Below are 19777 nucleotides of genomic sequence, written 5' to 3' on the forward strand. Positions count from 1 at the left end.
TTGCGGCGTGCTTGTGATCGCATGCTCATCGTTATTGTCTCCTGCCGGCTTGATTTGTACGCGTGTCGCGCGTTGCTTGACGTTGGTGTAAAGCTTCGCATACGCGTCTGTAAGCCGCGCGGGAGCTTTTCCCGATCTGCCGGGGAAGCGTTCCCAAACTCGCGCAAAACCCGCTGCGTGTGCCGGCGCTGAGTAGAATGCAAGCGTCATGTCAAGCGAACCGATCCATTCCTCTTCCGCTGACCGAGCGCCGCCATCGTCGCCGATATGGCGCGACCTCGGCTGGGTCGTCGCCGTGACCGTGCTCGCGGCGGTGCTCGGCGCCGCCTTCGATCTCAGCGAGAAGGTCTACCGGTTCACGCGTGGCATGGAGCGCTTCCAGCTCGACGAGTTGCCGGGCGCGCTGTTCGTGCTGTCGATCGCGCTCGCGTGGTTCGCGTGGCGCCGCTATCGCGATGCGCGCCGCGAACTGCGCCATCGCCGCGTGCTCGAGGAACAGGCCGAACGGCTGCTCGCCGACAACCGGCGCCTTGCCAGTCAGGCGCTGCAGGCGCAGGAACTGGAGCGCCGCCATCTGGCGCGCGAACTGCACGACGAGCTGGGTCAATACCTGAACGCGATCTCGCTCGACGCGGCGCGCATCCGCGATCTATCGGGCGAGCGCGAGCCGGAAATTCATCGCATCGCGCTCGGGCTGATGCAGAGCGCGACGCATGTGTACCGCGAGATCGGCGGCATGATCCGCCGCCTGCGGCCGATCGGTCTCGACGAATTCGGCTTGCCGACCGCGCTCGAACATTGCGTCGACGGCTGGCGCGAGCGCTTGCCCGAAGCGTCGTTCTCGATGACGATCGAAGGGGATTTCAGCGGCCTCAGCGATGCGTTGACGATCACGCTGTACCGGCTCGTGCAGGAAGGACTGACGAATGTGTCGAAGTTCGCGCGCCGCTCGCGTGTCGAACTGTTCATGGTGCGCGCGCCGCGCGAACACAACGGCGCGCAGATCGACGAGATCGTCGTCACGATGGCCGACGACGGCCCCGGCACCGATCTGACGAAGCCGCGCAGTGGGCTCGGGCTGATCGGCATGCGCGAACGCGTCGAGGCGCTCGGCGGCGAATTTCACATCGCGAGCGAGCCGCAGCGCGGTTTTCTGTTCTGCGCGCGCGTGCCCGCTCAGGCGGGGCTGGCCGAGCCCGTGAACTGAAGCCCGAGGCGGCTTGCCATCTGCGCGAGCTGTACGCCGTTGTCGGCGCCGAACTTCTGCCGGATCACCGATTGGTGGTTGGCCACCGTTTTCTGACTCAAGCCCAGCTTTTCGGCGATGCTCGGCAGCGTATAGCCCTGCACGAGCAGCCGCAGCACCTCGAACTCGCGCGCCGACAACTGACGCCCCGGCGGCCCTTCGTTGAACGCGGTGCGCAGCGCGAGCGCCTGCGAGATGTCCGGGCTCAGGTAGCGGGCACGCCGCGCAATCGAGCGCACCGCTTCGACCAGCACGTCGGGCGCGCTCGCCTTGGTCACGTAGCCGAGCGCGCCCGCGTCGAGCGCGCGCCGCACGAAGATCGATTCCTCGTGCACGCTGAAGATCAGCACGCGCGCGTCCGGTTCGCGCGCGAGCATGCGCCGCATCGCTTCGATGCCGCTTGCGCCCGGCAGCGCCACATCCATCACGACCACGTCGGGCCGCAGCGCGCAAAAACGCTGATAGGCCTGCGCGGCGTCGCCCGCTTCGCCGCACACCTCGACGTCGGCATTCAGTTCGAGCAGACGCCGGTAGCCTTCGCGCACGACCGCATGGTCGTCGACGAGCAGAACGGAGATGGTGTCGGCACTCATGATTGGACTCCGGGTGACGCCCGGTTATCGCCGCCGGCGTCGGGCTCGCGGGCAGCGGCCGCGAACTTGCGTGAGTTGGCGTCGTTGCGGAACAGGATCGGCTGTTCGCGGGCCGCTACTGTCGCCCCGGTTTCGGATGCAGATCCCGATGCTGCACGCCGCACGATCTTGACCACGGTGTCGTGAAACGGCGACTTGTCGCAGACCGGGTCGGCGTTGGCCGCGTCGCCGGTCAGCAGGTAGGCCTGGCAGCGGCAGCCGCCGAGGTCGCGGTCCTTTTCATCGCAGCTGCGGCACGGCTCCTTCATCCACTGCAAACCCCGAAAGCGGTTGAACGCGTCGCTGTCGTACCAGATCTCGCGCAACGGCATGTCCTTCACGTTCGGCAGCGTCAGGCCGGGCAGGCCGCGCGCCGCGTGACACGGCAGCGCGGCGCCGTCGGGCGCGACGCCGAGGAACACCGCGCCCCAGCCGTTCATGCAGCGCTTCGGGCGGCGCTCGAAGTAGTCGGGCACGACGAAGAAGATCTTGCAGCGCTCGCCATGCGTGCGGCGATAGCGCGCGACCACCGCTTCGGCTTCTTCGAGCTGCTGTTGCGTCGGCATCAGTTGCGCCTGGTTCTCGCGCGCCCAGCCGTAGAACTGCGTGTTCGCCAGCTCCAGATATTCGGCGCCGAGAGCCAATGCCATCTCGATGATCTTGTCGACATGCGGCAGGTTGTAGCGATGCAGCACGCAGTTCATCACCATCGGAAAGCCGTGCCGCTTGAGCGCGACGGCGACGCGCTGCTTCAGCTCGAAGGTGCGCGTGCTGCTCAGGAAGTCGTTCAACTGCTGCGTCGAATCCTGGAAGGACAACTGGATGTGATCGAGCCCGGCGGCCTTCAGATCGCCGAGGCGCTGATCGGTGAGACCGACGCCCGACGTGATCAGGTTCGTGTAGAAGCCGAGCCTGTGCGCTTCTTCGACGAGTACTTCGACGTCGTCGCGCACCAGCGGCTCGCCGCCCGAAAAGCCGAGCTGCACCGCGCCGAGCGCGCGCGCCTCGCGCAGCACGTCGAGCCATTGCCCGGTGGTCAGTTCGCGGTTGTGATCGGTGTAGTCGAGCGGGTTGTAGCAGAACGCGCAATGCAGCGGACAGCGATAGGTCAGCTCCGCGAGCAGCCACAGCGGCGGCGGCGCGACGGCGGCCGCGTCGCTTTGCACTTGCGCGCCGGGTTGAGAGCCAGGTTGAGAAAGATCGGTCATCGCGCTACTCCAGCCAGCCGCGCCCATGCGCGTCGGCGATGAAGGCCCGCACCTCGCTGCCGATGCCGGTCGTGTTGAACGCCTGTTCGAGGTCGGCGATCAGCGTATCGATGTCGCGTGTGCCGTCGCAGCGCTTGAGGATTTCTCCCGCGCTTTGATTGAGCTTCACCATGCCCTCGGGGTACAGCAGCACGTGCGCGTTCTGCGCGGGCTCCCATTGCAGGCGAAATGGCTTCGCGATCGCGAGCGGCGTGGCGGGGTCGGCGCGTGTCGAGTCGTTCATTGTGGAAACGCCTTCTCGATCGCGTCGAGCATGGTCCACAGAATGTCGAGCTTGAACTGCAGGATGTCGAGCGCCCGTTCCTGCTGATCGCGTCGCGTGAAATGGGCAAGCGTGACCTCGAGTCCGTGCTGCACATCGCGCTGCGCGAGTGAGATGCGCGAACGGAAATACGCGAGGCCCTCCGCTTCGATCCACGGATAGTGCTCGGGCCAGCTCGCGAGCCGGTCGCGATGCACCTGCGGCGCGAACATTTCGGTCAGCGACGAGCACACTGCTTCCTGCCACGGCGCGCGGCGCGCGAAATTCACATACGCGTCGACGGCGAAGCGCACGCCCGGCGTCACGTGTTCGAGCGACCACAGTTCGTCGCGTGTGAGGCCGACCGCATCCGCGAGACGCGCCCAGGTTTCGATGCCGCCTTCCGCGCCATCGTAGCCGTCGTGATCGAGAATGCGCAGCACCCAGCGGCGGCGCGTCTCGCGGTCCGGACAGTTCGACAGCACGGCCGCATCCTTCAGCGGAATGTTGATCTGGTAGTAGAAGCGGTTCGCGACCCAGCCGCGAATCTGCTCGCGCGAGCAGCCGCCGCTATTCATCTTCACGTTGAACGGATGGTGGATGTGATAGGCGGTGCCCTTCGCGCGCAACTGCGCCTCGAATTCTTCACGGCTCCAGGCGGGTCGGTCGATGCCTTGAGTTCCCGTGGTACTCACGTCGCGTGTTGGTGTTGTTGGTGTCGTGTCCTGAATGTCTTTCGCGTTCATGCCGTCTCCGTTTTATCGTCGTTCACAGCTGCGCCTCGTTACCGCATCACTCCGTACCCTTCACTGCGCGCCTCAAAGCTCGAGGCTCATTCCGTCGTACGCGACCTCGATGCCATGCTCGCCTAGCGTGCGCCGCTCGGGGCCGTCTTCGATCAGGATCGGATTCGTGTTGTTGATATGGATCAGCACTTTGCGTTTCGCGCCGAGCGAATCGAGCGTTTCGATCATGCCGCCCGCGCCGCTCTGCGGCAGATGGCCCATATCCGCCGAGGTCTTCTTCGACAGGCCGAGGCGGATCATTTCGTCGCCGGTCCACAGCGTGCCGTCGACGAGTAGCAGATCGGCCTCGCGCATCGCCGCCAGCACGTGCGGCTCGATCGCGCCGAGCCCCGGCGCGTAGAACACGCGCCGGCCCGATTGCAGGTTCGTCAGTACGAGTCCGATGTTGTCGCCGCGCTCCGGCGCATCGCGATGCGGCGAGTACGGCGGCGCCTTGCTCGACAGCGGCAGCGCGTCGATGCGCATGCCGGGCAGCGCGTCGACGGCGAGCGGCGCGCCGTCGAGCGCGATACGGCGGTGCTCGACTCCGCAGTAGTGCGACAGGATCGGCGCGACCGGAAAGCCGGAGCGGAGGTCTTGCCAGACCGCATCGGTTGCGTATAGCGGCAGCGGGGTGTCGCGTTCGCGCAGCATCAAGAGGCCGGTCACGTGGTCGATCTGCGCGTCGATCACGAGCACCGCGGCGATGCCGCTGTCGCGCGCGCGCCGCGCTGGTTGCAGTTCGGGATGCGCGGCGATCTGCGCGAGCAGATCGGGCGATGCATTGACGAGCAGCCAGTCCTCGCCGTTCGCGCTGACCGCGATCGACGACTGCGTGCGGCGCGTCGCCTTCACCGTGCCGCGACGCACTCCGTCGCAATTGCGGCAATTGCAGTTCCACTGCGGAAAGCCGCCGCCCGCCGACGAGCCGAGTACCTTGATCTTCATGCCGCGCGACGCATGCTGCTGCGCCCCTCTTCGACGGTGGGAGTGAACATCGCGGTGAGCGCCTGCGCGACGCATGCATGCAGCGCGGGGTCGCTCGCCAGATGACCCGCCGCGCTCACAGACTCGACGCGTGCCGACGGAACCGCGCGCGACAGACGTCGCAGATTGCCGCGCGGACACACCGGATCGCGCGCACCGTGCACGGCCGCAATCGATACCCCGGCCGCCGCCGCGCGGCTCGCGAGCGACAGCAAACGCGTCTCGCCGAGCCAACAGCGATGCGCGAGGTAGTGCGCCTGAATCCGGTATTTGCCGATCAGCTTGCGCGCGTGGCGTTGGGATTCGCGTGGGTTTCGCAGGTTCGCACGTCGTTGTGCGGCGCCTCGCGGCGATGCGCTCGCGAGCACCGCGTTTTCATAGCCGCGCCAGGCCAGCGCGAGCGCGCGTTGCCGCGCTTCATTCGCGCCGTATTGCAAGGTGTCGCCGCAACGCGCGGCCAGTGTCGCGGGCTGCTCGCAGCGAGCAGCGGCACGCAGTCTCGACCACGCACGCGGCGCACGCTTGCGTGACGCGATGAACAAACCGCGCACTTCGCGCTCGGACGTCAGGAACAGGCCGCGCAGCACGACGCCCGTCACCGACCGCGGACACTGCCCCGCATACGCGAGCGCGAGCGCCGCGCCCCACGATCCACCGAGTACGCCCCAGCGCGCGAAGCCGAGCCGCGCGCGAATCGCTTCGAGATCGGCGATCAGATAGTCGGTGCGGTTGTGGCGCACGCTGCCGTGCGGCGTCGAGGCACCGGTGCCGCGCTGGTCGATCAGCACGACGCGAAAGCGCTGCAGATCGAACAGCCGCAGCACGCCGGGCTGACTGCCGCTGCCCGGGCCGCCGTGCAGCACCGCGACCGGCACGCCGTCGCGCGCGCCGGCCAGCGCGTACCACACGCGATGGCCATCGCGCGTGCGCAGCGTATGGACTTGGAGTGCGGCGGCCGCCTGCGTGTGGCGCGATAAGCTTCGCATCGTCATGGCAGCATCCTCGCGAGCAGGTTGTCGCGATCGATCCACTGATGCTTGAACGCGCCCGCCACGTGCAGCACGATCAGCGCGATCAGCGCGAAGCCGATGGCGTGGTGAAGGCCGAAGAACAGCGCGCGCAGATGCGCGTCGTCCCAGCCCCACTTCGGCAGCAGGATGCCCCAGAAGCGCGTGCCGTAGGTGTTGAACGACGAGCCGAGATACCCGGCAAGCGGCATCGCCACCATGCCGACATATAAAAGACCCTGCGTAGTGCGCGCGGCGGCGCGTTGCCACGGTGGCATCGGCGGCAGCGGAGGCCGGTGAAGGACCAGCCGCGCGACGATGCGCAAAAGCACCAGCAGGAAAACCGTCAGTCCGAGCGACTTGTGCAGATTGATCAGCGTCGCCTTGACGGGCAAGCCTTTCGGCAAGCCGACCATATAGAGCCCGAGTGCGAGCAGCCCGACGATGCCGAGCGCGATCAGCCAGTGCAGCGCGATCAGCAGCCCGGCATAGCGCGGGCCGCCGGCGCTGGCATTTGCGTTGACGTCGATATCAGGCTTCGCGTTTGCAGAATCCGCTGTCGTCATGCCCTGTCTCCATGCAACATCGTTGCGGGACGTTTCTTTTTTGCCGAACACCGTTTCAGTCCTGGCTGACATAGCGCTGCGTCAGCCGACGATCAGTATTTCACCGCGGCCGTCGACCGCGAGGTCGCCCGTGAAGCGGACCGGCAGACGGTCCGCGCGCCACTGCGAAAACGGCGCGATTTCGGCCGCGAGACTGCGTATGAGCAATGACCAGAATACGTCGAAACCGTGTCCGCCGCCGGTGAAAGTAGGGGGCGGCAGTGGCTCTGGCCGTTGCGCGAGCAGTAGCGTGCCACGCCTCATTGCATAGGCATAATGCGCGCCCAGTTGCCCCGCCACGCCGACGGTCCCCGCCACCAGCCGCGACGCCGCGAAGTCGCCCGCGTTGCCGCCGACCAGCACGAGGCCGCGGCGCATCCGGTCGGCGAGCCGCGCGCCGGCGTTGCCGTGGATCGTCAGCGTGCCGCCGCTCATGCCTTCCATATCGCCCGTCAGTGCGCCGGCGGCGAAGTCGCCGCTGTCGCCGCGCACCGTCACGCGTCCGCCGCGCATTTCGCAGCCGGTGAAGTGCCCCGCGTCGCCGTCGATTTCAAGCAAGCCGCCGCTCATTCTGAAGCCGCTGTAGTCGCCGACCGAGCCGCGCGCGACGAGCCGTCCGCCATCCATCTGAGCGCCGAGCCGGTCGAGCCACCGCGCGGCGCCGTCGATCAGCAGCGTGGCCATGTCGTCGCCGGACGCAGGCGCGTCATCGCGCGAAACCTCGAAGACGTCGCCGACCTCGCAGCGCTCGTTGCCGGCCGGCAGCACGATGCGCTCGATCTCGGCCACGCTCATGCTGGCCAGCGCCGAGGGTGACAGCGCTGCGGCATCGACGCGAAAGCCGGATGGTGTGTTCACGCGCAACGTGGTCGTGCTCATGCGTGACCCCCGTTGAGCCCCGCCGCCAGTTCGTGCAGATGAAAGTGGTACGGCCCGAGCTTGCCGCCGTAGTTGCCCGCCGAAATGCGCAGCACGCCGGCCGCGCGGCCGAGTCCGGCGGCCGCGCCGATCCCGGCCGTCATCGCCGCGCCGACGTCGGCGTCGGTCAGACCGTCGATGACGATCTCCAGCACGCAGCCAACGTCCGCGCTCAACTCGCTGCGCCGCGCGAGGCCGATCAGGCTCGGGCAGAACGCGTCGTTGGTCGACGCTGTCGCGCCCGCGTACTTCGAGCCGATCTTCGAGCCCGAGCGCACGATGCCGCCGGGAAACGGCATGATCACGTTCGGCAGCCGGCGCATCGCGGCGACCGCGGCTTCGGCCGCCGCGAGCGCAGCGCCGAGGTCGCGCGCGAGCAGCAGCAGGTTGCCGCCGCCGACGGCCTTGACCGTCGCCGCCATGTCTTCGCAGACGAACTCGCCGTCCATCACCGGCACGCGCCAGTAACGCGTGGGTCCGTTCCCTGCGTCGATCATCTTCGCGATCTGCCAGCCGTCGCCGAAAAAGCGCAGCCCGCTGCCGAGCGGCGCCGGGTCCGACAGCGGCGCGCGGCTCGTGGCCGGATCGATGCCGCCGTAGACGGCCGTGCTCGGGCAGGTGAGCACGCACTGTCCGACGCGCCGGCCGATCTGCTTCGCGAGCTCCTTCGACGACACCGCGAACAACAGCACCGCGACGCCGGGCCGGCCGTCGGGCGTGGCAGCGGGCGCGAGCGCACGCTCGACGCCCGCCTCGCAGCCGCAACCGATCACCGAGGTCGCGAAGCCCGCCAGCGAGTTCGCCGCGTGCATCGCCCACGTCGCCGTGTGCGCGGTGATCACGAGCCGGGTCGCCTTCATCGGAAAGGCTTCGGCGAAGGTCGCGTCGATCGCGGTGCCGTTGATGTCGAGCGGGGCGGGAGCGTTCATCGTGGACGCGTCAGGTTAGACATTCGACGGGCAACAGTCGTCCGCCGCGGCAGCAGCGGCAGGCTTCGTCGGCGCTGATCGCGGCGTGCGCGAAGTTGCTCGCGAGGTTCGCGTCGCTATACGCGCGCAGCGTTGTCTCGATGCCGCGATCGAATTGCGGCGCGACGAAATGGATGCCGCCCGTCGGCGTCGCGACCAGCGTGCCGTCGCGCGCGACCAGTTCGCCGTCCTTGAACACATAGGCCGGCGACGTGAACATCCGCTCGCGGTCCGGCTCGTCGCGATAGACGGCGATGTCCGCCGCCGCGCCCGCGCCGAGATGGCCGCGATCGCGCAGACCGAGCAGCCGCGCGGGACCGGCGCGCGTGATGATCGCGATCTCGTACAGCGAGAATTCGCGCTTGAGCTCCGGCAGCGCACTGGCGACCTGCGCCTCGGGATGCAGCTTCGCCAGTTGCTCATCGCGAAACGGCTTGTCCATCAGCAGGCGGATCAGATGCGGATAGCTCGTGAACGGTCCGCCGTTCGGATGATCGGTGGTCATCGCGACGCGCCACGGGTCGTCGACGAGCAGGAAGATTTCGAGGCCGATGATCCATTGCAGCGCGTTCACGTAGCTCTGTTCGCGATAACGGAACGGCAGCACGCCGCAACCCGCGTCGCACTCGATATCGCCCACCACCCACTTGTGCGGCCGCGCGAGCGGCGCGTTGCGGAACTGCATCATCGTGTCGCCGGAGGCCGTGACGGTCTGTCCGAAGATGATCTGGCCGACGTCGATCGACACGTTCCGCCGCGCGTTCACGGCCTCGGCAATCTGCCGCGCGCCCGACGAAAACTTGCGCGAACCCTCGGTGCCATAGCTGTGAAACTGGATATGCGTCAGATGGATCGGCAGACCGTCGGCGGCGTCCATCGTCGCGATGGTCGAGGCGAGGTTGCCGGGCACGCCGAGGTTGCTCGTGTGCACGTGCAGCGGATGCGGCACGCGCAGCTCGGTCAGCGCGCGCGTCAGCGTGCGCAGCACGTCGCGCGGCGTGATGCCGTAGTGCGCGTGCGGCTCGTCGACGTTTAGCGAGCGCTGGTTGAACTTGAACGCCGAGATGCCGCCGGGGTTGACCACCTTGACGCCGAGCGCCTTGCTCGCGTCGATCGTCCAGCCGACGTAATCGCGCAGACGTTCGAAGTCGTCGCGCGCGGCGAGCATCCGCAGGAACAGCTCGTCGTTGCCGAGCATCACGTACGCGCCATGATCGATGATCGGCGTGTCGCCCATTTCGAGGTGCGTGTGGCGCGCGTTGGACGGCATCATCGCCGGCTCGAACGCGGCCGTGTAGCCCATTTCGGCGTAGCGGTAGCCGGTCGCGAGCGTGCCCGGCGTGCAGACGCCGCACGACGGCAGGCGCAGGTAGCGGCCGTTGTCGTCGCGCGCGGCTTCGTAGGCGGCCTCGCGCGGCGCATCGGCGCGATGGTCCTCGGGCAGCAGCAGGCGCGACAGATTGGTCTTGCCGCCGCCGATATGCGAATGCAGGTCGATGCCGCCCGCCATCACGATCATGCCGGTCGCGTCGTATTCACGATCGACGGGCGTGGTGGCGGGCACGTCGACGATGCGGCCGTCGCGGAACGTCAGGTCGCGGCGCTCGCCGTTGACGTTGTGGATCGGGTCGAACAACGTGCCGCCCTTGAGCCGGACGAGAGTCATGGCTGATCCTCGCGCGTACTCGAGCGTTCGCTCAGTTGCCCGCTCAATCGCCCGCTCAACTTCGCGGCAATCGACGCCACCGACTCCAGCGCGGCACCACGCGCGGCGGTAAGCGGCATCACGACCGTGCCGTCGATGCGAAACAGATGTCCGCCGCTATCGACGCCCGGTGTCGCGACCGGCACGAACACGGTGTTCGCGCCGCGTGCCCTGGCGGCATCGGCGAGCGCCGGATGACCGAGCACGATCAGGGCAAGCGCGGGATCGAGCGACGCCGGCCACGCGTGCGGCGCGAAGCCCGCGATCCACAGCAGCGCATCGACTTCGCGTTCGGCGAGCAGCCGAGCCGTCCGATAGCGGTACGGATCGTGATCGAGCGGCGCGGTGCCCGCGGCGTGCGCCGGCATCGACACGCGCGTGCGCAGCGGCAAGCCGGACAGCCACGTGACGGTCTGATTGACCGTCAACGCGCCGTCGTCGCCGCCGAGCGCGAGACATGCCGCGCGCGTCGTGCGATTCACGGCCTTCACGATCCGGTTCAGCGCTTCGATCAGCAGCGCCGCGTGCGGCGCGGGCAGTGCGGCCGGTTCGTAGACGACCACCGTATAGCGCGCGCCGGCGCTGCGTGCGTGCAACGACGCGAGCGCGGTTGCCGCGTTGGCTGCGCTGCCATCGCCGTGGCTCAGCGCGGCGGCGTCGCGTCCTTCCGCGAGCGCTGACCACAGCGCGAGCGTGTCGTACGGATCGGTGTCCGGCAGCAGCGTGTCGATGCGCGTTTGCGCGAAGCCGGCTGCAGCCGGGTCCGCTTCGCAGCCGACGAAGACCAGCTCGCGCGCGAGTTCGGTGCCCGCCAGCGCGCGCGTGAAAAAGCGCGGATAGCGCCGCGACGGCTGACAGCCGAAGAACACCAGCAGGTCGGCGCGGGCGCGCACTTCGGAGAGCGTCGTAAAGAACGAGCCACGGTCTTGCAAAGCGAGCGTCGCGGGCGTCAGCGCATCGCCGTGCAGATGATCGAGGATCGCGCCGCAGGCGGCGGCAAGCGGATACAGCGCGCGGATGCCGGCGACGTCGGTGGCGAGGCCGCCGAATAGCGGGCGGCGCGCGTTCGCGAGCAACTGCGCGGCGCTCGCCAGCGCGGCATCCTTGGCCACTTCGTCGCCATCGACGGTGCAAGCGCATTGCGCGTCCGTTACGCCGTACTGCGCGAGCGCGTGAGCGAGCCGCGAACATTCGGTGTCCGGCACATCGAGCGTGCCGTCGTCGTGGGCAGCGGCGGCCAGGTCGTCGCACAGCAAAGGGCAGAACGGACAGATCCAGTCGCGTGTGAGCGCCGCGGCGCGCGTTGCGCTCGGGCTGGGGGTCGATGGATCGATGGAGGGGCTATGCATGGGGCAGGTTTAGCAAGCTCCATGCCGATCTTTCGACACGCATCGGCGGGCGAGCGCCGCGTTGAAGCGGGGCCGCGCCTACGGTCGTACTGCTTTGCATTCAGCGGATGAACAAACGCGGGATCCCTGCGGTCAGCGTGCCTGATCCTGCGTCGGCGCGCGCGTCAAAGGCCCGCTGCGCCATACAAAATGTGTGCCGTTCTGGAGCAGAGTGTCAAGCAGAGTGTCACACGCGAACAGTCCGGCTTGTGTTGCGTTTACCGACAGCGCTGTCAGGACGCGTGGCATGGAAATTGTATGGAAGGCCTACGCGGAATCGGAATGCGCGCAGTCGATCTGTCGATCGTGCAGCGCGGACGCCACCAGCCAGGCGCTTGCGCCGGTGCCGGCCGCGGCGGCCAGATCGTCGCGATTGCGGATGCCGCCCGCGCCGATCAGCGTGGTGTGCGCGGCGGCTTGCGCGCGCACGCGCTCGAACGTCGCGAGATCGGGGCCGGCGTAGCTGCCGACCTGGTCGAGCGTCATCGCGATCACGCGCGGCGGCCACCACGCCGACGAGCGGTCGAGCGCGGCCGCGGCGAGCAGTTCGCCCGCCCGCTGATCGAGCGACAGGATCGGCGCAAGGCCGGCGCGCTGAGCCGCGTGCAGTGCGTGGATATCGCGCAGCGTCTCCGAGCCGAACACAGGCACGAGAGTCGCGAGGTGGGAAGCGGCAGCGGAGCGGTCGTGCTGATCGATGGCGTCGTCGATGCGCTCGAACAGCGCGCGCATCGACGCGTAGTCCGCGAAACCCGCGTCGAGCCACAGTTCGATGCCGGGCAGCGCGGCCCGCAATGCGGCGAGCGTCGAAGCATGCGCGCCGCGCTGCAGGATGGCGCCGAGATCGGCGATATAGAGCGTGCGCGCGCCGCTGGCTTCGAGCAGCGCGCGGGCGGTGGCAAGTGGGTCGCTCGTCGCGACGAGGCGGGACTGGATGGGCCGATAGGCGCTCCGCTCGCCGCGCACCGCGCGTACGACCTGGCCGTCGAGCAGATCGAGAACAGGTATCACCTGCATAGGGGCGCTTTCCTTTGACCAGAATCTTTGTCTACGAGTATCTCACCGGCGGCGGCATCGACCCCCAGCTCGCCGGCGCGGGCAGTCTCGCCGATTTGAGCGCGCTGATCGTCGAAGGACGCGTGATGCGCGACGCGCTGGTCGCCGCTCTGCGCGAACTCGACGGCGTGCAGGTCACGTTCGCGACCTCGCGCTTCGAAACGCCAGGGGCGGGCGAGGCCCATTGTATGGCCGCGCCCGGCGAATCGATGACGGCGTTCGTCGCGCGCGCGGCGCGCGAGCACGATTACGCTTGGGTCGTCGCGCCGGAATGCGACGGGCTGCTGCTGCGCTTTCACGATGCGGTCGGCACTGCGCGCTGGCTCGGCTGCGCGAAGGAAGCGATCCGCGTCGCGTCGAGCAAGAGCGCGACGGCGGCGTGTCTTGCCGCGCACGGCATTGCGACGACGCCGGCGTTAGAACCCGGCGACCCAGCCGCGCAGCACGACGGCCGCTGGGTGGTCAAACCGGACGACGGCGCGGGCGGCCTCGACACCATCCTGTACGAGCGCTTCGCCGATGCCTGCGCCGAGTACGAGGCGCGCGCGGCGGCGGCGCGCAATCCGGTGCTGCAGGCGTGGGTCGATGGCGAGCCGTTGAGCCTGTCGCTGATCTGCCGCGGTGACGCTACCAAGCTCCTCAGCATCAACCGTCAGCAGATCGGGCTGAGCGGCGGCGACGCGTCGGGTGATGTTGCGCGGATCGTCGAGTTCGACGGCGTGCTGGTCGATCAGATCGACCAGCACAGCGACATGGGCCGCGCGCTCGACACGCTCGCGCATCGCGTCGCGCGGGCCATCCCGGGTTTGCGCGGCTTCGTCGGCATCGATGTCGTGTGGCATCCGCAACTCGGGCCGGTCGTGATCGAAGTGAATCCGCGTTTGACGGTCGCCTATGCGGGGCTGTCGGCGGCGCGCGGCAGCGGCCTGACGCGCGCGCTGCTGGCCGCGCATGGCGTGCGCATCGAGCGCTGCGGCGCGGCGCGCGCCAATTCGCCGACGTACGAGGTGCGCCCTTGAGCCCGGCCCGTTCGAACCCGGCGGCGCGGTTCGGCTGGGACGTCGGCGGCGCGCACGTGAAGGTGTCGCTCGTCGACGGCAGCGACGCCGTGCTGGACGTCGTGCAATGGTCGTGTCCGCTTTGGCAGGGGCTCGACCATCTGCACCGCACGATCGACCTCGTTTTCGAGCGCTGGCCGCAGGCCCGCACGGACGCCGCGCAGCATGCGGTGACGATGACCGGCGAGATGGTCGACCTGTTCGCGGATCGCGCCGAAGGCGTGCGCGCGATCGTGGCCGCGCTCGCGCAGCGGCTCGGTCCATCACTGCGTTTCTACGCCGGCGCCGCCGGCTGGCTCGCCGCCGCCGACTGCGCGGCCGGCTGGCGTCACGTCGCGTCGGCGAACTGGCTCGCGACCGCGAGCTGGGTCGCTACCTGCATGGCGAACGCGCTGCTGATCGACATCGGCAGCACCACCACCGACATCATTCCGATCGTCGACGGCCGCGTCGTCGCGCGTGCCGCGACCGATGCGGGCCGGCTCGCGACCGGCGAACTCGTGTATCACGGCGTCGTGCGCACGCCGTTGTGCGGCGTCGCGCAGCGGATCGAATTCGGCGGCGCCATGCTGAACGTGATGAACGAATGGTTTGCGACGACCGCCGACGTCTACCGGCTGACCGGCGAACTGGACCCGCTGCACGACGTGCAGCCGAGCGCCGACCAGGGGCCGAAGACGCAGGCGGCGAGCCGCGCGCGGCTCGCGCGCATGATCGGGCACGACGCGCACGACGCGTCGGACGTCGAATGGCTGCACTTTGCGCGGCGCTGGCGCGCGCTGCAGGTGCGCGAAATCGGCGCGAACCTGATGCGGGTGGTCGCCGCGCAGCCGGCGCTCGCGGCCGCGCCGCTGGTCGGCGCCGGCTGCGGCCGCTTCCTCGTCGCCGCATTGGCGCGCGACGAGGCGCGCGGCTATATCGATTTCGGCGCGTTGGCGGGCGTGCCCGATGCTTGCGCGGCATGGGCGGCGACCTGCGCGCCGAGCGTGGCGGTCGCGCTGCTCGCGGTACGCAATCCGGGCGCGCAACGGCGCGGCGCGCGTGGTATCGCGGCGCGCGCGGCATGAGTTGAGAGGCGCGGCGCGCAATCCGGGGACGCGGCGCGCCGGCGCACGCGTAGCGCAAAGAGGGGCAGGGGACACGATAAGGCGAGCGGGACAAGTTCGGTGATGAACGAGGTTGCGAAACGACGCGACCCGGCCGGGCACTCAACTGGACACGAGGGCAACAGTCATGTGGGTGGTCAAGATCGGAGGCAGCCTGAGTCACGACCCGGCACTGCGCCACTGGCTCAGTGAGCTCTGCGAAGTCGGCGGCGGACGGGTCGTGATCGTGCCCGGCGGCGGCGATTTCGCGGACAAGGTCCGCCAGTACCAGGGCGAGTGGAACTTCGACGATCTGGCCGCGCACAACATGTGTCTGCTCGCGATGACGCAATATGCGCTGCTGATGCAGGGCGTTTCGCCCGAACTGGTGATCGCGTCGAGCGAGGCGAAGATTCGCCGCACCCTGCGTGACGGTCACGTCGCCGTGTGGGCGCCGACCGCGCTGATGCGCGACACGCCCGACGCGATGAGCAACTGGGACACGACCTCGGACAGCCTCGCCGCCTGGCTATCGACGATGCTCAACGCGGAGCGGCTGGTCGTCGTCAAATCCTGTCCGATCGCCGTCGACGATCCGCTCGAAACGCTGGCCGCGGCGGGGGTGGTCGACCGCAGGTTCGTCGACTACGTGAACGATGCGAACTATGTGGTCGAATTGCTCGACAAGAGCAACGTCGCGCTGATGCGCGACCGTTTGCTGAATATTCCGGTGATGTGATCGGCTGCTACAGCCGCGTCGCGTTCGTCGAGCCCGGCAACGGCGCGCCGCCATCGACGCGAATCTCTCCAGCCGGCCGATGCAACGCGCTCGCCCATTGCGCGACGCGCTCGGGGTCGAGCCGCGAGCGGCGCCCGTCGGCGCACAGCGCGGTGCGAAAACCGGCCACGTCGGGCGCCAGCGCACGGATCTGCGGCAGTTGCGCCCAGCCGAGCGCACCGGCGATGCCCGCCATCGCGCCGCGCTGACGCGCGAGCCGCAACCAGCGCGCGAGCGAGTCGACATCGACGTGATCGAACAGCGTGCCGCCGTCCTTGCTCGCGGTATCGAACATCAGCCCGGCGAAGCCGAGCGCCGCGGTGTGGCTGACCAGTTCGTCGTCCATGCCGCCGTCGCATAGCAGCACCGGCACGACGCTAGCCGGCAGATTCGCGAGCTGCTCGATGCAGCGGCGCGCGGCCGGTCCGCGCGCGACGCCGACCTTCACATAGTCGACGCCGGCATCGCTGACGTCGATCACGCGCGCGGCGATCTCGTCGAACGCATCGGCCGGCACGTCGCCGATCGCCGCGCTGATCGGCTTGACCGGGTAGAGCGCGCGAAGTTGTTGCGCGATGGTCGTGATGGCGCCAATCGACAGGCCGCCGAGCGCGCCGTCGTCCGGCTCTTTCAGGTCGATCAGCTCGGCGCCGGCGCGGGCGGCGTCGAATGCTTCGTCAGCCGAGCGGACGCTCGCGAGCAATGCGGTCATCGGGGTTCTCCGCGGAGGAAAGGGTTTTCAGTGATGGGCCGAAGCGGCGGCCTGATGCGCCGCGTCTGCGAGGCTCGCGCGATATCGCGCGATCGCGGCGACGAGCCAACTCCATGCGGTGCGCTCGTTGTCGCCGGCGGTTTTGTCGATCGCGATCTGCAGATACGCCATTTCTCGATCGACCTTGTCGGCCGGCAGCATGAAGAGCCGGCTCACCAGAATCGCGCCTTCCACGACCGCCGACTGCGCGCGATTGAAGCCCGCGAACGGCGCGTGGTTTTCACGGTGCACGCATTTCATCACCAGCACCGGGCGCTCGGCGTCGTCGCGCAGCTCGTCGAGTTCGAGCTCGGCGTGGGCCAGCGACCCGGCCAGACGTACGCTCGGCACGCGGCTCGCGGCCACGGTCGGCCAATCGGTTGCGCAGTGCGTGACGCAGCCCGCGAAGATACGCACGTCGGTGGTGAAATTCAGCACCGCCGCGCGCGTCGCGATCACGTTGTCGAGCGTGACCGACGGGCGGAAAGGCGCGAGGATGATGCGCTCGCCCTCGGAGCGCGCGCCCATCGGCGCGATGTGTGGACGGCCATCGCACGCTGCCGTGGTGACGATCGTTTCGTGGATCATGGCTGGGAACGCGTGTCCCGACAGCGCCGGAAGGCCGGCCGTCAGCAGAGGTCAAACACAAACGGAAACCGCAAAGGGGCCGCGGCGTGCGGCCCGGTTGCGGGCTTAACGCGTAGCGACATACATCACGATTTCAAAACCGAGGCGTACGTCGGTGTAGCTCGGAGTCGTCCATTGCATACGTGCTTTCTCCTTCGGTTGAAACAGCGGGTGGAACAGCGTTGCGCCGCCGGCCCCGTGTAATGCCGGTGTCGACGGCAGCCGGCATCACGCAAGCTTTATGCCTGTTCGGGTACCGGCCGGTCAGGCGGGCGGGCGTTCGACGGCCAATACAGCACCCGGCGAATTGCGCCATGCCGTGGCGCTCGCGCGGGTTGCCTGACGCAAAGAGCCGCGCGGTGTGGCGAAAACGAAGCAAAGTGTGCCATCGCGATTCGCTAATTCGATTGCGCTGTCACGCTGCGCCCGCCTCGCTCACCAACACATTCTGCTCCCATTCGCGTCGCACGGCTCGAAAAAGAACCTCACGATGTGATAGCGATAACCGATCCGTTAAGTCTGCCAAATAAAATCGTGAATTCACCTTGGGCGTGTCCGTGCCTACAGTGCAACTCAAGCGCTTCGTTCTTCCGGCAGTGCGCTTGCCACCTTCGAGGACACGTCATGAACGATTTCAGTCAACCGCCGATCCAGCCCGAACCTCAAGCGCGCGATCCGCACAATCCGCGCGAACGGTACGCGGCGGGCGTGATGAAATACCGCGAGATGGGGTACTGGCAACCGGACTACGAACCGAAAGACACCGACGTGATCGCGCTGTTTCGCATCACGCCGCAACCCGGTGTCGAACCCGAGGAAGCGGCGGCCGCGGTGGCCGGCGAATCGTCGACCGCGACGTGGACGGTGGTGTGGACCGACCGCCTGACCGCCTGCGACATGTATCGCGCGAAGGCGTATCGCGTCGAGCCGGTGCCGGTGTCTCGCGCCGACGAGCCGCAGTACTTCGCGTACATCGCTTATGAACTCGATCTGTTCGAAGAGGGCTCGGTCGCGAACCTGACCGCGTCGATCATCGGCAACGTGTTCGGCTTCAAGCCGCTGAAGGCCTTGCGGCTCGAAGACATGCGCATTCCCGTCGCGTATCTGAAGACGTTTCAGGGGCCGCCGACCGGCATCGTCGTCGAGCGCGAACGGCTCGACAAGTATGGTCGGCCGCTGCTCGGCGCCACGGTCAAGCCGAAGCTCGGCCTGTCGGGTAAGAACTATGGACGGGTGGTCTACGAAGGCCTGCGCGGCGGCCTCGATTTCCTGAAGGACGACGAGAACATCAACTCGCAGACGTTCATGCACTGGCGCGACCGCTTCCTGTTCGCGATGGAGGCGGTGAACCGCGCCCAGGCGGAGACCGGCGAGCTCAAAGGGCACTACCTGAACGTGACGGCCGGCACGATGGAGGACATGTACGAGCGCGCCGAATTCGCGAAGGAGCTCGGCTCGTGCATCGTGATGATCGACCTCGTGATCGGCTGGACCGCGATCCAGTCGATGTCGCGCTGGGCCCGCAGGCACGACATGATCCTGCATCTGCATCGCGCGGGGCATGGCACCTACACGCGGCAACGCAACCACGGCATCTCGTTTCGCGTGATCGCCAAATGGCTGCGCATGGCGGGCGTCGATCACGCGCATGCGGGCACCGCGGTCGGCAAGCTCGAAGGCGATCCGCTGTCGGTGCAGGGCTACTACAACGTGTGCCGCGACGCGCACAACGCGGTCGATCTGTCGCGCGGCATTTTCTTCGACCAGCCGTGGGCCGGCTTGCGCAAGGTGATGCCGGTCGCCTCGGGCGGGATTCACGCGGGGCAGATGCATCAGCTGCTCGATCTGTTTGGCGACGACGCGATCCTGCAGTTCGGCGGCGGCACGATCGGCCATCCGGCCGGCATCCAGGCCGGCGCGACCGCGAACCGCGTCGCACTCGAAGCGATGGTGAAGGCGCGCAACGAGGGCCGCGACATTCTGCGCGAAGGGCCCGACGTGCTCGAAGCCGCCGCGCGCTGGTGCACGCCGCTCAAGCAGGCGCTCGATACGTGGCGCGACGTGAGCTTCAACTACGCATCGACCGATACGCCCGATTTCGCCGCTACGCCGACGGCGGCCTAGCAACGCCGAGCTTTTCCCGCGAGCGCCTCACGAGCGCATCCGCAACGCGGTGCAACGGCACCGCGCGGGGCACCGTTGACGCCGTTCCGAACGCGACATCCATCCACGAGGTTCGTCATGCGTATTACTCAAGGAACGTTTTCTTTTCTGCCCGAGCTGACCGACGAGGAAATCGGCCTGCAGATCGACTACGCGCTGCGCCAGGGCTGGGCCTGTTCGGTCGAATTCACCGACGACCCGCATCCGCGCAACACCTACTGGGAAATGTGGGGTCTGCCGATGTTCGACCTGCACGACGCGGCCGGCGTGTTGCAGGAGGTCAGGGCTTGCCGCGAGGCGCGGCCGCAGCACTACATCAAGGTCAACGCGTTCGACTCGGTGCGTAGCTTCGAGACGATGCGCCTGTCGTTCATCGTCAACCGGCCGGACGTGGAGCCGGGCTTCCGGCTGTTGCGGCAGGACGCGCAGGGGCGCACGCAGCGCTACAGCATGACGGGCTACGCGGGCGACCGGCCAGCGGGCGAGCGTTATGGCGCGGCGGGATGACG

General features: G+C 68.1%; 21 protein-coding genes. 6 read left to right on the forward strand and 15 right to left on the reverse strand.

What is annotated here, in order from left to right; translation table 11 throughout:
* Positions 1-208: 208 nt before the first annotated feature.
* Entirely contained in the window at positions 209-1207 is a 999-nt protein-coding gene (locus OKW30_RS26310) for a histidine kinase (protein WP_184064644.1), read from the forward strand.
* Here the strand turns inward: OKW30_RS26310 and OKW30_RS26315 are convergent.
* From OKW30_RS26315 to OKW30_RS26370, 12 genes are all read right to left on the reverse strand, one after another.
* Positions 1177-1839 carry a response regulator gene (locus OKW30_RS26315; RefSeq protein WP_184064647.1) on the reverse strand — a complete coding sequence of 221 codons (663 nt, stop codon included), beginning with the start codon at positions 1837-1839 and terminating at the stop codon, positions 1177-1179. The two genes, OKW30_RS26310 and OKW30_RS26315, sit on opposite strands and share 31 nt — an antisense overlap.
* Complete coding sequence (pqqE, locus tag OKW30_RS26320) at positions 1836-3086, reverse strand: pyrroloquinoline quinone biosynthesis protein PqqE (RefSeq protein ID WP_429348034.1); 1251 nt, start codon at positions 3084-3086, stop codon at positions 1836-1838. The genes OKW30_RS26315 and pqqE overlap by 4 nt, the downstream gene beginning before the upstream one ends.
* A 4-nt stretch (positions 3087-3090) precedes the next feature.
* The gene (gene pqqD, locus OKW30_RS26325) at positions 3091-3369 is read right to left on the reverse strand and encodes a pyrroloquinoline quinone biosynthesis peptide chaperone PqqD (RefSeq protein ID WP_090809033.1); all 279 of its coding nucleotides are present in this window, start codon (positions 3367-3369) and stop codon (positions 3091-3093) included.
* Positions 3366-4133 carry a pyrroloquinoline-quinone synthase PqqC gene (gene pqqC, locus OKW30_RS26330; protein WP_429348035.1) on the reverse strand — a complete coding sequence of 256 codons (768 nt, stop codon included), beginning with the start codon at positions 4131-4133 and terminating at the stop codon, positions 3366-3368. The genes pqqD and pqqC overlap by 4 nt, the downstream gene beginning before the upstream one ends.
* A 72-nt stretch (positions 4134-4205) precedes the next feature.
* Positions 4206-5120: a pyrroloquinoline quinone biosynthesis protein PqqB gene (gene pqqB, locus OKW30_RS26335; protein ID WP_429348036.1), complete on the reverse strand. Its 915-nt coding sequence runs from the start codon at positions 5118-5120 to the stop codon at positions 4206-4208.
* Positions 5117-6151 carry an alpha/beta fold hydrolase gene (locus tag OKW30_RS26340; protein WP_429348037.1) on the reverse strand — a complete coding sequence of 345 codons (1035 nt, stop codon included), beginning with the start codon at positions 6149-6151 and terminating at the stop codon, positions 5117-5119. Before OKW30_RS26340 ends, pqqB begins: the two co-directional genes overlap by 4 nt.
* Positions 6148-6732, reverse strand: a complete 585-nt coding sequence (locus OKW30_RS26345) for a cytochrome b (RefSeq protein WP_429348038.1) — start codon at positions 6730-6732, stop codon at positions 6148-6150. The genes OKW30_RS26340 and OKW30_RS26345 overlap by 4 nt, the downstream gene beginning before the upstream one ends.
* 81 nt (positions 6733-6813) lie before the next feature.
* Positions 6814-7650, reverse strand: a complete 837-nt coding sequence (locus OKW30_RS26350; RefSeq protein ID WP_429348039.1) for a formylmethanofuran dehydrogenase subunit C — start codon at positions 7648-7650, stop codon at positions 6814-6816.
* Entirely contained in the window at positions 7647-8618 is a 972-nt protein-coding gene (gene fhcD / locus OKW30_RS26355; RefSeq protein ID WP_429348040.1) for a formylmethanofuran--tetrahydromethanopterin N-formyltransferase, read from the reverse strand. The genes OKW30_RS26350 and fhcD overlap by 4 nt, the downstream gene beginning before the upstream one ends.
* A 10-nt stretch (positions 8619-8628) precedes the next feature.
* A complete protein-coding gene (locus OKW30_RS26360) occupies positions 8629-10323 on the reverse strand; it encodes a formylmethanofuran dehydrogenase subunit A (RefSeq protein ID WP_429348041.1) in 1695 nt (564 codons plus the stop codon).
* Positions 10320-11711, reverse strand: a complete 1392-nt coding sequence (locus tag OKW30_RS26365) for a formylmethanofuran dehydrogenase (protein WP_184064670.1) — start codon at positions 11709-11711, stop codon at positions 10320-10322. The genes OKW30_RS26360 and OKW30_RS26365 overlap by 4 nt, the downstream gene beginning before the upstream one ends.
* 306 nt (positions 11712-12017) lie before the next feature.
* On the reverse strand, positions 12018-12767 hold the full coding sequence (locus OKW30_RS26370; RefSeq protein ID WP_429348042.1) for a HisA/HisF-related TIM barrel protein: 750 nt from the start codon (positions 12765-12767) through the stop codon (positions 12018-12020).
* Between the two features lie 14 nt (positions 12768-12781).
* On the opposite strand from OKW30_RS26370, the gene OKW30_RS26375 reads away from it, so the two are divergent.
* The 3 genes from OKW30_RS26375 (at position 12782) to OKW30_RS26385 (ending at position 15688) form a co-directional block, all read left to right on the forward strand.
* Complete coding sequence (locus tag OKW30_RS26375) at positions 12782-13825, forward strand: ATP-grasp domain-containing protein (protein ID WP_429348043.1); 1044 nt, start codon at positions 12782-12784, stop codon at positions 13823-13825.
* The gene (locus OKW30_RS26380) at positions 13822-14931 is read left to right on the forward strand and encodes a hydantoinase/oxoprolinase family protein (RefSeq protein WP_429348044.1); all 1110 of its coding nucleotides are present in this window, start codon (positions 13822-13824) and stop codon (positions 14929-14931) included. The genes OKW30_RS26375 and OKW30_RS26380 overlap by 4 nt, the downstream gene beginning before the upstream one ends.
* Before the next feature lie 166 nt (positions 14932-15097).
* Positions 15098-15688 carry an aspartate kinase gene (locus tag OKW30_RS26385; RefSeq protein WP_184064681.1) on the forward strand — a complete coding sequence of 197 codons (591 nt, stop codon included), beginning with the start codon at positions 15098-15100 and terminating at the stop codon, positions 15686-15688.
* A 7-nt stretch (positions 15689-15695) separates the two neighbouring features.
* Here the strand turns inward: OKW30_RS26385 and OKW30_RS26390 are convergent, their stop codons facing one another.
* The 3 genes from OKW30_RS26390 to pqqA all read right to left on the reverse strand — a co-directional run bounded on the left by OKW30_RS26390 (position 15696) and on the right by pqqA (position 17246).
* A complete protein-coding gene (locus OKW30_RS26390) occupies positions 15696-16439 on the reverse strand; it encodes a (5-formylfuran-3-yl)methyl phosphate synthase (protein WP_184064684.1) in 744 nt (247 codons plus the stop codon).
* Between the two features lie 27 nt (positions 16440-16466).
* Complete coding sequence (locus tag OKW30_RS26395; protein WP_187629681.1) at positions 16467-17066, reverse strand: DUF447 domain-containing protein; 600 nt, start codon at positions 17064-17066, stop codon at positions 16467-16469.
* Between the two features lie 105 nt (positions 17067-17171).
* Entirely contained in the window at positions 17172-17246 is a 75-nt protein-coding gene (gene pqqA, locus OKW30_RS26400) for a pyrroloquinoline quinone precursor peptide PqqA (protein ID WP_113062024.1), read from the reverse strand.
* Positions 17247-17729: 483 nt separating this feature from the next.
* On the opposite strand from pqqA, the gene OKW30_RS26405 reads away from it, so the two are divergent.
* Together OKW30_RS26405 and OKW30_RS26410 are read left to right on the forward strand one after the other, a co-directional pair.
* Complete coding sequence (locus OKW30_RS26405) at positions 17730-19229, forward strand: form I ribulose bisphosphate carboxylase large subunit (RefSeq protein WP_429348045.1); 1500 nt, start codon at positions 17730-17732, stop codon at positions 19227-19229.
* Positions 19230-19346: 117 nt separating this feature from the next.
* Positions 19347-19775, forward strand: a complete 429-nt coding sequence (locus tag OKW30_RS26410; RefSeq protein WP_184064690.1) for a ribulose bisphosphate carboxylase small subunit — start codon at positions 19347-19349, stop codon at positions 19773-19775.
* Positions 19776-19777: the final 2 nt, after the last annotated feature.

It is taken from the genome of Paraburkholderia sp. Clong3, from assembly GCF_050436485.1.
In the GTDB taxonomy this organism is placed as follows: domain Bacteria; phylum Pseudomonadota; class Gammaproteobacteria; order Burkholderiales; family Burkholderiaceae; genus Paraburkholderia; species Paraburkholderia tuberum.

Coding starts and splice junctions, on each gene's coding strand:
- OKW30_RS26310 (WP_184064644.1), top strand. CDS start 209: ATGTCAAGCGAACCGATCCATTCCTCTTCCGCTGACCGAGCGCCGCCA.
- OKW30_RS26315 (WP_184064647.1), bottom strand. CDS start 1,839: ATGAGTGCCGACACCATCTCCGTTCTGCTCGTCGACGACCATGCGGTC.
- pqqE (WP_429348034.1), bottom strand. CDS start 3,086: ATGACCGATCTTTCTCAACCTGGCTCTCAACCCGGCGCGCAAGTGCAA.
- pqqD (WP_090809033.1), bottom strand. CDS start 3,369: ATGAACGACTCGACACGCGCCGACCCCGCCACGCCGCTCGCGATCGCG.
- pqqC (WP_429348035.1), bottom strand. CDS start 4,133: ATGAACGCGAAAGACATTCAGGACACGACACCAACAACACCAACACGC.
- pqqB (WP_429348036.1), bottom strand. CDS start 5,120: ATGAAGATCAAGGTACTCGGCTCGTCGGCGGGCGGCGGCTTTCCGCAG.
- OKW30_RS26340 (WP_429348037.1), bottom strand. CDS start 6,151: ATGACGATGCGAAGCTTATCGCGCCACACGCAGGCGGCCGCCGCACTC.
- OKW30_RS26345 (WP_429348038.1), bottom strand. CDS start 6,732: ATGACGACAGCGGATTCTGCAAACGCGAAGCCTGATATCGACGTCAAC.
- OKW30_RS26350 (WP_429348039.1), bottom strand. CDS start 7,650: ATGAGCACGACCACGTTGCGCGTGAACACACCATCCGGCTTTCGCGTC.
- fhcD (WP_429348040.1), bottom strand. CDS start 8,618: ATGAACGCTCCCGCCCCGCTCGACATCAACGGCACCGCGATCGACGCG.
- OKW30_RS26360 (WP_429348041.1), bottom strand. CDS start 10,323: ATGACTCTCGTCCGGCTCAAGGGCGGCACGTTGTTCGACCCGATCCAC.
- OKW30_RS26365 (WP_184064670.1), bottom strand. CDS start 11,711: ATGCATAGCCCCTCCATCGATCCATCGACCCCCAGCCCGAGCGCAACG.
- OKW30_RS26370 (WP_429348042.1), bottom strand. CDS start 12,767: ATGCAGGTGATACCTGTTCTCGATCTGCTCGACGGCCAGGTCGTACGC.
- OKW30_RS26385 (WP_184064681.1), top strand. CDS start 15,098: ATGTGGGTGGTCAAGATCGGAGGCAGCCTGAGTCACGACCCGGCACTG.
- OKW30_RS26390 (WP_184064684.1), bottom strand. CDS start 16,439: ATGACCGCATTGCTCGCGAGCGTCCGCTCGGCTGACGAAGCATTCGAC.
- OKW30_RS26395 (WP_187629681.1), bottom strand. CDS start 17,066: ATGATCCACGAAACGATCGTCACCACGGCAGCGTGCGATGGCCGTCCA.
- OKW30_RS26405 (WP_429348045.1), top strand. CDS start 17,730: ATGAACGATTTCAGTCAACCGCCGATCCAGCCCGAACCTCAAGCGCGC.
- OKW30_RS26410 (WP_184064690.1), top strand. CDS start 19,347: ATGCGTATTACTCAAGGAACGTTTTCTTTTCTGCCCGAGCTGACCGAC.